Below are 14,139 nucleotides of genomic sequence, written 5' to 3'. Positions count from 1 at the left end.
GCGATGAACGCCGAAATGGCGGCGAAGCTGAGCGGCGCCCCCGCCGAGACGCCACCCGAAGGCGGGTACGCGCTGCGCGTGGTCGAGACACGCGGCCGCAGCACCGGCTCGCCGCGCCAGGTCCCCCTCGCCGTGGTCGCCCGCTCGAACCGGCACTACCTCGTCTCCCCCGTCCGCGACCGCGACTGGGTCGCCAACCTCGTGAGCACGCCGGAGTGCGCCCTGCTCTCGGCCGCCGGCCGCCACGACACCCGTGCCGACGAGGTCGGCGGCGAGGAAGCGGCCGAGGTCGTCGCGACGTACCTGGCGGCGATGTCCGTGCCGTGGGCGATCAAGGCGTTCCCCGTCGCGCAGGACGCGACGCCCGCGCAGATCCGCGAGCACCTGTCCGGCATGGCGGTGTTCCGGTTGTCGGACCGGGAAAAGCGATGAGTGTCGCCATCGCCGGCGGTGGTCCCGGCGGGCTGCTGCTCGGCTACCTGCTCGCCCGGGCCGGCGTCGAAGTCACCGTGCTGGAGTCCCACGCCGACTTCGACCGCGACTTCCGCGGCGACTCGCTGCACCCCTACACCCTCGAACTGCTCGACCGCCTGGGCCTGGCCGAAGACCTTCTCGAACTCGACCACTTCAAGGCGCGCTCGTTCCGCTTCCACACCCCGTCCGGGACGTACAGCTGCGCCGACTACGACCGCCTCCCGACGCCGTTCGGCTACATCGCCCTGATGCCGCAGGTCCGGTTCCTCGACTTCCTCGCCGAACGCGCGTGCGCGCTGCCGACGTTCACCCTGCGCACGAGCGCCAAGGTCACCGGGCTGCTGGAGGACGGCGGCGGGACCGTCACCGGCGTCCGGTACCGGGGTGGCGAGCTGACGGCGTCCCTCGTCGTCGGCGCGGACGGCCGGTTCTCGACCGTCCGCCGCCTGGCCGGACTGCCGGCGAAGCCGCTGGGCGCGACCACGGACCTGCTCTGGTTCCGGCTGCCACGCTCCCCCGCCGACCCGGGCGACGCCGACCTCGACCTGTACTTCGGGCGCGACGCCTACGTCGGTGTCCTCGGCGGTGTCCACGACTGGCAGGTCGGTTACAGCATCGAGAAGGGCTCCTACGCCACCCTTCGGGACCAAGGCGTCGAGCCGATCCGCGCGTTCCTGCGCGAGCGCGTGCCGTGGCTCGCGGACCGGGCGCACCTGCTGACCGACTTCAGCCAGACGACGTTGCTTTCGGTGGACATCTCCCGCGTCGAGCGGTGGCACCGGCCGGGCCTGCTGCTGCTCGGCGACGCCGCGCACGTGATCTCCCCGGTCGGCGGCAACGGGATCCTGATGGCGGTCCAGGACGCCGTCGCGGCGGCAAACCACCTGGTCCCGGCCCTGCGCCGCGGCGAATCGCCGGACCTGGCCGCGATCCAGGCCGACCGGATCCGCGCGATCGAGCGCGTGCAGGCCGACCAGGTCCGCGTCGAAAAACGGTCCGCCGCAGCCCGGGCTCGTGGCCGGAGCTCGGCACCGCCGGGGTTCCTCCGGACGCTCTTCGCGATCCCGGCACTGCGCACCCGCGGTGCGCGGAACAACGCCTACGGACCCTTCCCGCCGACGCTCGACGAATCGGTTCTCGCTCAGCGCCTTCCGTCGTAGGGGACCCGTCACGAACACGATTCACGTCCGGGCGGTTGGCGAGGCTTCGGGCGGGGAATCCGGATTACATGACACGCACCGAACCCGCAGCTCCCGTGCCGAGATCGGGGCCCGCCCCCGTTCAGGGCATCGGCATGCTGATCGGCCTGTTGTTCCTCGTGCTCGGGGCGTGCGAGCTGATCCCGGGGGTCACGGTCGACCATCAGCTGTTCGGCTTGTTCGCCGTGTCAGGAGCGTGGACGCTCGTGCACCTGCTCACCGGGGCCGTCGCGATCTTCTGCAGCCGTTCCTCCACGCTGGCCAGCCGTTTCCTGGTGGCGGGCGGGGTGCTCTACGTGATCCTGGGGCTCGCCGGGCTGCTGCCGCTGCCCGACGCCGTCGACGACTTCATGCCGATGAACACCGCGGGGGTCTGCCTCGCGCTGGGGCTCGGCACCGCGATGGTCATCCTCGGAGCAGGCTGGCTACGGAACGCGCCCGGTCGGGAACGCTGAGGAACTCCGGGCGCGGGAACCGCACCAGCGCCGCGGCGAGCAGCACCGCGAGTCCGAAAAGGACATAACCGTTCCCGGTCAGCTGCTGGACGAACGACCAGTGGCGCTCCACCTCGCCGCCGCGCGGCCACCACCACTGCGGCCCGGCCACGAACAGGACCGCGCCGACGCCGGTGAACACCGCGAGCCCGCGCCGCCGGGTGCGGCGCGCCAGCTCCGCCCAGCCGAGCAGCACCACGACGGCCCACACCCAGTGGTGCGTCCACGAGATCGGCGAGACGAGCAGGCCGCCGACGGCGTTCACCCCGAGCGCGAGGGTGCGCTCCCCCGCCACGAGCGCGCGCCGCACGCCCACCGCCGTCAGCACGAGCACGACCGCCACCAGCGGCAGCCACCACGCGGTCCGCGCGTCGGCGGGTACCCCGGCCCTGGCCAGCAGGCCGAGCAGCGACTGGTTGCCGGCGTAGGTCGGCTCGCCGACGCGGCCGGTGTCCCAGAGCGCCCCGGTCCAGTACCGGACCGAGTCCGCCCCGGCGAGCAGGAAGCCGACCGCCGTCGCGGCCAGGAACGTCACAGTGCTGACGACGGCGGCGCGGACGTCACGGCGCAGGAGGAAGTACAGCAGGAACACCGCCGGGGTCAGCTTGACCGCGGCGGCGATGCCGATCAGCAGGCCGCGCGGCCACTTCGGGGTGTCCACCAGGACGTCCAGCACGACGAGGGCGAGCAGCAGCAGGTCGATCTGGCCCGCGTACACCGTGCGCAGCACCGGTTCGAGCACCTCGGCGAGCAGCAGCACGGCCGTGATCCGGCGCCAGCCACGCAGTCCGGGCGGGAGCACACCCAGCGCGCCGAGCACGGTCGAGAGCACCACGGCGAGCAGGCCGAGCGTGAGCAGCGTCAGCAGGAGGCAGGCCAGCCAGTACGGCAGGATCGTCAGCGGCGCCAGCACGATCGCCGCGAACGGCGGGTAGGTGAACAGCAGGAACTGCCCGTCCTGGGTCTGGGGCAGCGTGCCGTAGAGCGCGTCGCCGTGCAGCAGCGCCGCCGAGCCCAGCCGGTAGACGTCCAGGTCGACGCGGTAGGCGGGGAACCGCACCCGGCCGCCGGTGACCGAGACGAGCAGCGGCACCAGCAGGAGCAGCTGCGCCCCCAGCAGCACGTACTTGTTCCCCAGCCTTCGCCGTATCCCCCGCACGCGCTCCCCCTTCGTCTCCCACCGCATTCTGTCGGGTCCGCGGGACTGCGCCATCCGGGTATCCCCCGGATCCACCCCGGGGAAATCCGGTTGCCGAGGGTGAGCCGACCGGCCAGCCTGGTCCGATGGGCACTCCGGGCGGCTTCGCCTACCGCGTCGACGAGCGCGGCACCGTGACGATCACCCACCACGGCCGTCCCGCCGGGACGCTCCGCGGGGGCGCCGCCGCGCGCTTCCTCGCCGCGGCCGAGAAGGGTGACGACCCCCAGCTGCTGATGGCGAAAGCGACGGGCAACTACAAACACGGCAACGAACGCCAGGCCCGCGACCACGCGCGCAACCGAGGACGCTGACCGCCCCACCGCTCGCATACCCTGTGCTCCGGCGTCCCCGGGGGCGGGGCGCCGGGGGTGAGGAGACGATGGGCGAGCTCGCCGGGCGCGACTGGGAGCTTTCCCTGCTCGTCGAACGGGCCAGGAAGGCCGCCGCCGGGGACGGGCAGGCCGTGCTGCTGCGCGGGCCGGCCGGGATCGGGAAGACGCGGCTGCTCGCGGCCGTGCTCGACGAGCTCGACCACGTGGCCGCCACCGTGCTCACCGCCCGCTGCCCGGAGTCCGGGTCCCCCGCCTACCAGGCCGTCCGCGAGCTGTTCGCGCCGCTCGGCCCGGGCGCCGCCGAGTCCGCGCCGCTCGCCCGGCCCGCGCTCGCCACCGGGCGCACCGAGCCGGCCGGTGACACCTACGCCGTGATGCACGGCCTCTACTGGCTCGCCGCCGACCGCACCGCCGACGGGCCGCTGGTGCTCGCCGTCGACGACGTCCAGTGGTGCGACGAGGCCTCGCTGCGCTGGCTCGGATTCCTGCTGCGGCGCGCGGAAAACCTGCCGCTGCTGGTCATCCTGACCCAGCGGACCGGCCACGGCACCCCGAACCCGGCGCCGCTGGGCGAGCTCGGCTGCCCCGCCGTCGACCTCGGCCCGCTGTCGGCGGACGCGGTCACCGACGTCCTCCGGGCCCGGTTCGCGACGCCGCCGGAACCCGCCTTCGCGGCGCGGTGCGCCGAGGTGACCGGCGGCAACCCGTTCCTGCTCGACCGGGTCGTCACCCGGCTGCGGGCCGACGGCGTCGAGCCGGAAGACACCCACCTGGCCACGCTCGAGGAGCACGGTCACGAGGTCGTCGCCCGCACCCTGCTGACCCGCCTGCCGCCTGAGACCTTGGCCGTCGCCCGGGCGATCGCGGTGCTGGACGGCGAAGACGTCGAGCTGGTCGCGGCCCTCGCCGGCACCCAGCCCGGGCCGGCCGCCGCGGCGATCCGCGCGCTGCGGGCCGACGACCTGCTGCGGCCCGACGACCTCCGCTACACCCACGACCTGATCCGCACCGCCGTCCTCGACCCGGTGCCGGCGGCGGAGCTCGCGGCCCTGCGGACCCGCGCGGCGACCCTGCTCGACGTCCGCGGCCGCGCCCCGGAGGACGTCGCCGTCCTGCTGCTGCTCGTGCCGGGCCCGCCCGAGACGTGGATGGTGACGGTGCTGCGGGAGGCCGCCGCCGTCGCCGAGGAGCGCGGCGCGCCCGCGGCCGCCGCCCGGTACCTGGACCGCGCGCTCGCCGCGGACGAGACCCATGTGGCGATCCGGGCCGACCTCGCCCGGGTGCTCGCGCAGGTCGATCCGCCCGCGGCGCTGGCGCACCTGGAGCGCACCCTGGACCTGGTCCCCGGGCCGCGGGAGCAGGTGCCGCTGGCGGTGCAGTACGCGATGACGTCGATGAGCGCACAGAACTCGCTCAAGTCGTTCGAGCTGGTCGGCACGGTGCTGGACGCGCTCGAGCGTGAGATCGGCCCGGATCCGGCGCCCGCGGACCGGGCGCGGCGGGCGCTCGCGCAGTCCGCGCTGATCATGTCCGGCATCGACGAGAAGAGCACGGTCGGGCCGGTCGCCGAGCGGTTCCGCGATCTGGCCCCGCCGCCGGGCGAGACGCCGGAAGAACGTCAGCTGCTGGCCATGCTCGCGACCCTGCGCACGCTGCGCGGCGGCCCCGCGGCCGGTCTCGCCGCGGAAGCCCGGCAGGTGCTCTCGGTCGGGGACGTCGCTCCCGGCGGCTGGTCGGTGCTGGGCGCGGTGCTCACGCTGCACCTCGCCGACGAGACCACGACGTCGCTGGCCGCGCTCGACTGGCTGCTCACCCACGCGCAAGGCTCCGGCGAGGCCTGGACGTGCGCGGTCGGCGCCAGCATGCGCGCGCTCGTGCGGCTGGGGACCGGCGACGTCGCCGACGCGCTCGCCGACGCCGAGTTCGCCCACCGGATCGTCACCCAGGAGTCGTGGGGCGAGAACGTCGCGATGACCCAGGCGGTGCTGGCCTCGGCGCTGGTCCGCCACGGCGATCCCGCGCGGGCGCTGGAGATCGCGCGCAGCGTCACCCGGCCACGGATCGACCGGTTCACCCTCGAGTACCACTGGCTCCTGATGGCCCGGGCCCAGGCGCTGGCCGGCACCGGGGACGCCGAGGGCGCGCTCGCCGACCTGTTCGCCTGCCGCGACAGCCTGGCCGAAGCGGGCATCGGGAACCCGCTGTTCGCACCGTGGTGGTCCGACACGACCCGGCTGCTCCACGACCTCGGCCGTGACGGCGAAGCGTGGCCCGCCGTCGAAGAGGCCGAGGAGCAGGCGGCCGCCTGGGGCACACCGCGCGCGCTCGGCATGGCACGGCTCGCCCGCGCGGTCCTCACTCCCGGCGACGCGGGCCTTGACCTGCTCGCCGAGACCGCGGACCAGCTGGCGGACACGCCCGCGCGGCCGATGTACGCGGAGGCCGAGTACCTGCTGGGCCGGCGACTGCTGGAGCGTGGTGACCCGAAGGGCGCACGGGACCGGCTGCGCCGCGCCATCGACGTCGCCGTCCGCAGCCAGGACCGGCCCCGGCTGGACCTGGCGGTGACAGCGCTGGCCGACGCGGGAGGCCGCATGCGGCGCGGCACCGGCTCCCCCGCCGACACCCTCAGCGGCAGCGAACGGCGGGTCGCGGAGAAGGCCGCGGCGGGCGCGACCAACCGGGAGATCGCCGAGTCGCTGTTCCTGACGGTCCGGACCGTGGAACTGCACCTGACGAACGTGTACCGCAAGCTGGGGCTCAAGGGCCGTGCCGGCTTGGCGGGTGCGTTGCATCGGCCGCCTTCGGCGCGGTAGGGCTCTTTCCGGGGAGGTCAGGCGGCCGAGGTCAGATGCAGCCGCCTCAGCAGGGCACCCTTCGCGCTGTGGACTCGTGCGCATGCACCACGTTGCGCGGCGAGCACATCGGGATGCGCACTGCGGCTTGCTGGCGTGAGATGCAGCCGCTCCAGCGAGCACCCGACTCGCTGCGCACTCGCGCGCCCACCACGTTGCACGGAGAGCACGTCGAGATGCGCACCGCGGCTTGCTGGCGTGAGATGCAGCCGCTCCAGCGAGCACCCGACTCGCCGCGGACTCGCGCGCGCCCACCACGTTGCACGGAGAGCGCATCGAGATGCGCACCGCGGCATGCCGGCGTGAGGTACAGCCGCCCCAGCGAGCACCCGACTCGCCGCGGACTCGCGCGCGCCCACCACGTGCGCGGAGAGCACATCGAGATGAGCGCAGCGGTCTTGCTGGCGTGAGATGCAGCCGCTCCAGCGAGCACCCCTCTCGCGGCGGACTCATGCGCGCCGACCACGTTGCACGACGAGCGCGGCGGGATGCGCACCGCGGCATGCTGGTGTGAGATGCAGCCGCCCCAGCGAGCACCCGACTCGCGCGTCCCACCACGTTGCGCGCCGAGCACATCGAGATGCGGAGCACCAGCGGCCTTTCCGCGCCGCGCGGGCTGCGGCATGCTGGCCACGTGGCCTACGACGTGCAGAAGATCCGCGAGCACTTTCCCGCGCTGAGCGAAGGCGCCGCCCACTTCGACGGGCCGGGTGGTTCCCAGGTCCCCGACGTCGTCGGCGAGGCGGTGGCCGGGACGCTGTGTGCGGCGATCGCCAACCGCGGCTCCGTGACGCCCGCCGAGCAGCGGGCCTCCGACGTCGTCGCCAAGGGGCGCCAGGCTGTGGCGGACCTGCTCGGCGCGTCCCCGGAGGGGGTCGTCTTCGGCCGGAGCATGACGCAGCTGACCTACGACTTCTCCCGCACCCTGGCCAAGAACTGGGGCCCCGGCGACGAAGTCGTCGTCACCCGGCTCGACCACGACGCGAACATCCGGCCGTGGGTGCAGGCCGCCGAGGCCGCGGGCGCGACCGTGCGCTGGGCGGACTTCGACCCCGCGACCGGTGTCCTCGCGACGGACGCCGTCGCCGGGCTGCTGTCCGAGCGGACCCGGCTCGTCGCCGTCACCGCCGCGTCCAACCTGCTCGGCACCCGGCCCGACGTCAGCGCGATCGCCGCCGCGGCGCACGACGCCGGCGCGCTGGTCTACGTCGACGGCGTCCACCTCACCCCGCACGCCGTCGTCGACGTCGCCGCACTCGGCGCGGACTTCTACGCGTGCTCGCCGTACAAGTTCCTCGGCCCGCACCTCGGGGTGGTCGCCGCCGCGCCGGCGTTGCTGGAGACGCTGCACCCGGACAAGCTGCTGCCCGCGTCGGACGCCGTGCCCGAACGCTTCGAGCTGGGCACCCTCCCGTACGAGCTGCTCGCCGGGACGACGGCGGCCATCGACTTCCTCTCGCACCTCGATCCCGGCCCCGGCCTGCGCCGCGAACGGCTGCCTCGGTCGCTGAAGGCGTTGGAGGAGCACGAAAACGCGCTGCTCACGCGTCTCGAGACGGGCCTTGCCGCCATCCCCGGCGTCACGCAATACGGCGCGTCCGACCGGCACCGCACGCCCACCGTGCTGTTCTCGATCAAGGACGTCGCTCCGATGGCGGCCTACATCTTCCTGGCCGAGCAAGGGGTGAACGCGCCCGCGGGCACCTTCTACGCGATCGAGACCGCCCGCCACCTGGGGATCGGCGACGCCGGGGCGGTGCGTGCCGGGATCGCGCCGTACACCACCGAAACCGACGTCGACCGCCTCGTCTCCGGAGTCGCCGCGCTGGCCGTCGGCTGAGCGGAGGGCGCCCGCCGTCGGCGAGCGCCCTCCTTCCTCACGGCGCCGGTGCGTAGCCGGCCGGCCGGGCGGTGAACGTGCCGCGGCCCTGCGTCCGGCTGCGCAGCCGGTTCGCGTAACCGAACAGCTCCGCGAGCGGCACGGTGGCCGTGACCACCGCGGTACCGGACCGCACGGCCGAGCCGGCCACCCGGCCCCGGCGCGCGGCGAGGTCGCCGAGCACGCCGCCGACGGCGTCGTCCGGCACCGTCACGACCACCGAAGCGATGGGCTCCAGCAGCCGCATCTCACTGGCGCGCAACGCTTCCCGCAGGCCGAACCGGCCCGCCGCGCGGAACGCCAGTTCCGACGAGTCCTTCACGTGCGTGGCGCCGTCGACCAGCGTCACGCGCACGCCAGTTACCGGGTGCCCGCCCAGCGGCCCGTCGGACAGGGCGTCACGACAGCCGGCTTCGACCGCGCGCACGTACTCGCGCGGGACCCGCCCGCCGACGATCGCCGAGGCGAACTCGAACCCGTCGTCGAACGGCTCGACGTCCAGCACGACGTGGGCGAACTGCCCGGCGCCGCTGTCCTGCTTGACGTGCCGGTAGACCAGCCCGGACACGCCGCGCACGACGGTCTCCCGGTAGGCGACCTGCGGCCGTCCCACCGCGACCTCGAGCCCGCGGCCACGCCGGAGCTTCTCCACCGCGACCTCCAGGTGCAGCTCGCCCAGCCCGGACAGCACCGTCTGCCCGTTCTCCGGATCGGTCCGCACGACCAGCGACGGGTCCTCCTCGGCCAGCCAGGCCAGCGCCGGCGCGAGCCGGTCGCCGTTCCGGCGCGCCTCGACGGCCACCGAGACCACCGGGTCCGCCGTCACCGGCGGCTCCAGCAGCACGGGGGCGCCGGGCGCGCACAGCGTGGCGCCGACGCGGGCCGCCTTCGGCCCGGCCAGCGCGACGATGTCGCCGGCCACCGCACTGTCCACTTCGGAAAACCGGTCGGCCTGCACCCGCAGGATGCGCGCGATCCGTTCCGTGCGGCCGGTTCCCGCGTCCAGCACCTGGTCCCCCTTCCGCAGTGTTCCCGAATAGACCCGCACCGACGTCAGCCGTCCCGTGGTCGTCGCGACGACCTTGAACACCAGCGCGGCCAGCGGCGCCGCCGGGTCGGCGGGCCGGTCGGCGCGCACCGGCGTCACGTCCGACGGCGACGGCAGGTAGGCGACGACGGCATCGAGCAGCGGCTCGATCCCGCGGTCGCGGTAGGCCGCGCCGCACAGCACCACCAGGCCGTCGCCGATGCGGGTCAGGTCGCGCAGGGCCTTCTCCAGGGTCTCCGCCGAGACGGTCCCGGCGGCGCAGAACTCGTCCAGCGCCAGCGGATGCAGCTCGGCGACGGCCTCTTCGAGCAGCCTGCGACGTCGGTGCGCCTCCTCCTTCAGTTCGTCGGGTACGTCGTGTGGGCGTAGCAGGTCGACGACGCCGGTGAAGCCGTCCTCGCGCCCGATCGGCAGCTGGACGACCAGCGGCGCCGGGTGCAGGCGCCGCCGGATCGACTCGACGGCCGCGTCGAGGTCGGCGCCCGCGCGGTCCAGCTTGTTGACGAAGGCGATGCGCGGGACGCCGTGCCGATCGGCCTGGCGCCACACGGTTTCGCTCTGCGGTTCGACGCCCGCGACGCCGTCGAACACGGCGATCGCGCCGTCGAGCACCCGCAGCGACCGCTCGACCTCGTCGGTGAAGTCGACGTGGCCGGGTGTGTCGATGAGGGTGATCCGGTGCCCGTCCCAGGCGCAGGTCACGGCCGCGGCGAAGATGGTGATGCCGCGGTCGCGTTCCTGCGGGTCGAAGTCGGTGACGGTGGTGCCGTCGTGGACCTCACCCTGTTTGTGCGTGGCGCCGGTGAGGTGGAGGATCCGTTCGGTGACGGTGGTCTTGCCCGCGTCGACGTGGGCGAGGATGCCCAGGTTGCGGACGTGGCCGAGGTTAGAGGTGCGCATGGTGCGGTCCTTGTGCGGAAGATCCGTTACAGGGCAGCGCGATTTCGCGTGACGTCCACAGTGGACTTCCGTCACGGGCGGGGTGTCAGCCGCGCGGCCGGCACCGCGGGCACGAAGACACCAGAAGCACCTCGAAGCGCGAACGGGAGACGGCGATGCGCGTACGCATGGCGGGCTCCTCTCGTTCGGCGCGGTGTGCGGTTCCGGGGCAGCGTAGCGACGTCCAGGTCCGGCGCCCAACCGGTTTTCGCCCCGGAACGCCGAAGGCCACCCCGGACGGGCCGGGGTGGCCTTCGGTGGATCAGCTCAGGATCAGCTGGGGTCCTGGTCGAGCTGGGTCGCCTTCACCGCGTTGGCGACCTGGGTGCAGTCGTCGTCGGTGATGCCCGCGGTGCCCGCCTTCGCCAGCGCGGCGCAGGAGGAGTTGAGGGCTTCGCCGACGTCCTTGAACGTCGCGCTCGGGGTGAGCGTGTTCTCGACGCCCCACCAGACCTGCACCGCCTTGTCGAGGCCGAGGCCGCGCACGGTCTGGTTGTTGAACGTGTCGCCGTCGGTGATCAGGTAGTCGGCCTTGTTCACGACGCCGTCGTTGATGTGCTCGTCCGGGTTGTTCGTCTCCCAGCCGGGGCCGTTGACCATGTCCGGCTGCGGGGACAGCGACGAGCGCGGGTCCTTCATGTCGCGGATCGCGCCGAGCGACGAGCCCGCGCCGAGCAGCCAGCGGTTGCCGCCGGTGTCGTTGGGGTCGTTCGAGGTGATGCCGATGAACTTGCCGAAGACGTCCGAGAGGCCTTCGTTGATCGAGTCGGCCTGGCCGCCGCTCAGGCCGGAGGTGGCCTGGGTGACGCCGTGGGTCAGCTCGTGGCCGGTGATGTCGTCGGTGGTGACACCCTCGCCGAAGGCCATCTGCTCGCCGTCCCAGAAGGCGTTGGCGAACGGGCACTCGCCGTCGACGCAGATCCGGACGGTGCCGCGCAGCGCCTTGCCGGTCCCGTCGCTGTAGTCGGCGCCGATCAGGCCGGTCAGGTCGACGTTGACGTACTTCGAGTAGAAGTCCGAGGCCTGGCCGAAGAAGTTGTAGACGTTGTTGACGTCGGCGACGCTCGACTCGGCGCCGCCCTCCTTGCGGGCGACGTCGAACGCGGTGCCGCAACGGACCGAGTCGGTGGTGCCGCTGACCACCTTGTGGTTCGCGTCGCAGACGTCGCGGTTGGCCTCGCGGACCTCGGACCAGGAGGTCAGGACGTCGGCCGTGCCGGCCTTGACGACCTCGGTCCACTTGTCCTGGAACTTCGTGCCGTGCACGGTGACCTGGTAGGTCGGCACGGCGACGCCGTCACCCTTCGCTCCGCCGAGCGTGGCGTCGTACCAGAAGGCGCGCGGCGCGTCGGCCTTCAGCGCGGTCTTCGCGAGCCCGGTGCGCTTGGCGACGTCGGCGATGGCCGCGTCGGCGGCACCGGCGTCGCTCGCCGGGAACGCTCCCGCCGTCTTCTTCGTGGTCCGGCCGTGCGTGGCGAGGACCGTGCCCGCCTTGTCGCGGAGCTGGACGGTCTGCCCGCCGAAGACCGGCACCCCGCCGATCTCCTGCTGCGACCGCAGCACGCTGCCGAACGGCATCGCCTGGGCGTTCATCGCGCGCATCGACGGCTGCGCGATGGTCGCGGACGCCGGCGAGCCGGTCACGACCAGCGATACCGCGACGAGGGCAGCGCTCGCTGTCGCTGTCCCAACGATGACCCGTTTGCGTGACACCCGGTACACCTCCGTGGAAGGTTTGATCACCTGACGTGAAGTCCGTGCAGGTTCACATGCCCCGAGGGGTGAGCACACCGGCTGAAAGTAGGTAACTGACCACTTGAGGTCAGGTAACGGTTGCTAAATCACCGACATTTCGGACGACCCCGGCAGGCACCGCGTGTGATCAGAACGCCAACTCGCGTGATTGAGACGCCAACTCGCGTGATTGCGGCGACGACACGGCGACATCTGGCTTGCCCGCCGTGTCGACCCTTCAATCACGCGTGTCGACCCCGCAATCACGGGTGTCGACCCTCGGATCACGGGGTGCTCAGGAAGTGGGCGGCGGGGCGACCACGCGGAGCTGGAGCATCGCGGCGAAGCGGGCTTCGGGGTCGGTCATGTCGAAGCCGCCGACCTCGGCGAGCCGGCGCAGGCGGTAGCGGAACGTGTTGGGGTGCACGTGGACCGCGGCCGAGGCGGCGATGACGTCGCCGAAGGCGTCGAGCCAGGCCCGCAGCGTCTCGACCAGGTGGGCCTGGTGCTGCTCGTCGTAGTCGAGGAGCCGGGCGACCGGGCCGGTCGGGCGGTCGCCGCGCGCGGCGACCAGGTCCTGCAGCTCCAGCAGGAGCGCCTCGACGTGCACGTCCGCCAGCAGCGCGGCCCGGCGGCCCGCGCCGCTGCCCGTGCGCAGCACCCGCAGCGCGCGGTCGGCGCTGTCGCGAGCCTCCGGCAGCTCGGCCGCGCTGCGCGCCACCGGGCCGATGCCGACCACCGCGTGGACGCGGTCGCCGACCCGGTCCAGGAAGTCCTTCGCGATGCGCATCGCACGCCGTTCGCCGTCGTCGTCGCCGCGGTTCACCGGGACCAGGCCGTACGCCGTGTCGCCGACGAGTGCCGCCGCACACCTCGGGTGGACGGCGCTCAGGTGCATCGCCAGGCCGTCGCTGAGGCGCTGGCGCTCGGTGGCGAGACCGGCGTCGGCCTGCTCCCCCGCGTCGAGCACCGCCAGGGCCAGCACGACGACCGGCTGGTCGGCCAGGCCGAGCCGGCTCAGCGCCTCGCGGGCGGCGGCCCCGCCTTCGAGCGCGGTGCTGAGCAGGTCCGCGCGCAGCCGGCGTTCGACGTCGGCGCCCGCCCGGACGCGCAGCATGTGCAGCGCGACCAGGCGGGCCGCGTCGCAGAGCGCCTGGGTGCGGTCGGCGGTGAGCGGCTCGGACACCGCGGCCCAGATCGAGCCGAGGACCTCGTCGCCGGCCCGGACCGCGACGGCCACGCGCGGCATCGTCAGGCCGTCGAGGCTTTCGGAGACCAGGTCGGCGTAGACCGGCTGGTCGGTGCGGTAGAGCTCGCGGAAGACCCCGCGGTCGGTGAGCGCACGCGCGAACCGTTCGGGGACCTGGCGGCCGAGGATGGTCTCGACGCGCGACGGGTCGGCCTCGTCCTGCCGCCCGGAGAAGGCCAGCACCCGCGACCGGCGGTCCTCGATGGTGACCGGCGCGTCGATGAGCGCGCCGATCGCGTTGGCCACGGCGAAGAGGTCACCCGACGGCAGGCCGGCGAGGGTCTCCGGCTCGGCGTCGCCGACGTCGCCCTCGGCGAGCAGGGACCGCAGCATCGCGGCGAGCTGGGTCCAGGAGGCGCCGCGAGCCAGGGCCAGCAGGGCGACGCCCGTCTCCTCGGCGGCGGCCGTGACCTCGTCGGTCACCGTGACGGGCGCGCGCAGCACCAGCCCCGCGGCGTCGTGGCGGGCCAGGATCCGCAGCTGCCGCACGACTTCGCCCGGTTCGCCGAGGCCGACGCCGAGGACGAGGGCGTGCTGGGGCAGCGCCGGCTCGTCGAGGGGGTCGTGGATGGCGACGCCGCCGATGTCGCCGGCCCGGTCGGCGTCCCCGAGCACCAGGTCCAGGAGGGTGCCGCCCAGGTCGTCGAGGACACGGCCGAGGCTGGCGTGCGGGCGCAGGTTCACGGAAACGAGCACCTCCCGAAGCTAGGCGGGTTGCCCGCAGCCTAGTTCGTC

General features: G+C 73.6%; 10 protein-coding genes. 6 read left to right on the top strand and 4 right to left on the bottom strand.

From position 1 onward, the window contains the following. Positions 1 to 3 precede the first annotated feature (3 nt). The 3 genes from ACIOD2_RS02765 (at position 4) to ACIOD2_RS02755 (ending at position 2,128) form a co-directional block, all read left to right on the top strand. Entirely contained in the window at positions 4 to 432 is a 429-nt protein-coding gene (locus ACIOD2_RS02765) for a nitroreductase/quinone reductase family protein (RefSeq protein ID WP_400533461.1), read from the top strand. Beyond that, positions 429 to 1,634 (top strand): FAD-dependent oxidoreductase, encoded by a 1,206-nt coding sequence (locus tag ACIOD2_RS02760; RefSeq protein WP_400533459.1) that lies wholly within the window; start codon positions 429 to 431, stop codon positions 1,632 to 1,634. The genes ACIOD2_RS02765 and ACIOD2_RS02760 overlap by 4 nt, the downstream gene beginning before the upstream one ends. A 68-nt stretch (positions 1,635 to 1,702) precedes the next feature. Continuing rightward, positions 1,703 to 2,128, top strand: coding sequence for a DUF4383 domain-containing protein (locus tag ACIOD2_RS02755; RefSeq protein ID WP_400533457.1), 426 nt, complete (start codon positions 1,703 to 1,705; stop codon positions 2,126 to 2,128). Here the strand turns inward: ACIOD2_RS02755 and ACIOD2_RS02750 are convergent. Next, entirely contained in the window at positions 2,079 to 3,326 is a 1,248-nt protein-coding gene (locus ACIOD2_RS02750) for a glycosyltransferase 87 family protein (protein ID WP_400533455.1), read from the bottom strand. The two genes, ACIOD2_RS02755 and ACIOD2_RS02750, sit on opposite strands and share 50 nt — an antisense overlap. A gap of 125 nt (positions 3,327 to 3,451) precedes the next feature. Here ACIOD2_RS02750 and ACIOD2_RS02745 point away from each other — a divergent pair, with 125 nt between their 5' ends. From ACIOD2_RS02745 to ACIOD2_RS02735, 3 genes are all read left to right on the top strand, one after another. Further along, positions 3,452 to 3,679, top strand: a complete 228-nt coding sequence (locus tag ACIOD2_RS02745) for a hypothetical protein (RefSeq protein ID WP_400533454.1) — start codon at positions 3,452 to 3,454, stop codon at positions 3,677 to 3,679. 68 nt (positions 3,680 to 3,747) lie between these two features. Then, on the top strand, positions 3,748 to 6,516 hold the full coding sequence (locus ACIOD2_RS02740) for an ATP-binding protein (protein WP_400533452.1): 2,769 nt from the start codon (positions 3,748 to 3,750) through the stop codon (positions 6,514 to 6,516). A 673-nt stretch (positions 6,517 to 7,189) separates the two neighbouring features. Further along, the gene (locus ACIOD2_RS02735) at positions 7,190 to 8,395 is read left to right on the top strand and encodes a cysteine desulfurase-like protein (RefSeq protein ID WP_400535383.1); all 1,206 of its coding nucleotides are present in this window, start codon (positions 7,190 to 7,192) and stop codon (positions 8,393 to 8,395) included. A 37-nt stretch (positions 8,396 to 8,432) separates the two neighbouring features. Here ACIOD2_RS02735 and fusA read toward each other — a convergent pair whose 3' ends face one another. The 3 genes from fusA to ACIOD2_RS02720 all read right to left on the bottom strand — a co-directional run bounded on the left by fusA (position 8,433) and on the right by ACIOD2_RS02720 (position 14,100). Beyond that, positions 8,433 to 10,382, bottom strand: a complete 1,950-nt coding sequence (gene fusA / locus ACIOD2_RS02730; RefSeq protein WP_400533451.1) for an elongation factor G — start codon at positions 10,380 to 10,382, stop codon at positions 8,433 to 8,435. A gap of 312 nt (positions 10,383 to 10,694) precedes the next feature. Further along, positions 10,695 to 12,134, bottom strand: a complete 1,440-nt coding sequence (locus ACIOD2_RS02725) for a M4 family metallopeptidase (protein WP_400533449.1) — start codon at positions 12,132 to 12,134, stop codon at positions 10,695 to 10,697. Positions 12,135 to 12,450: 316 nt separating this feature from the next. Then, entirely contained in the window at positions 12,451 to 14,100 is a 1,650-nt protein-coding gene (locus ACIOD2_RS02720) for a PucR family transcriptional regulator (RefSeq protein WP_400533447.1), read from the bottom strand. Positions 14,101 to 14,139 lie beyond the last annotated feature (39 nt).

This window comes from Amycolatopsis sp. NPDC088138, assembly GCF_044741685.1.
In the GTDB taxonomy this organism is placed as follows: domain Bacteria; phylum Actinomycetota; class Actinomycetes; order Mycobacteriales; family Pseudonocardiaceae; genus Amycolatopsis.
The sequence above is the reverse complement of the archived record's forward strand: the minus strand, read 5'-3'. Positions and strand labels throughout refer to the sequence as shown.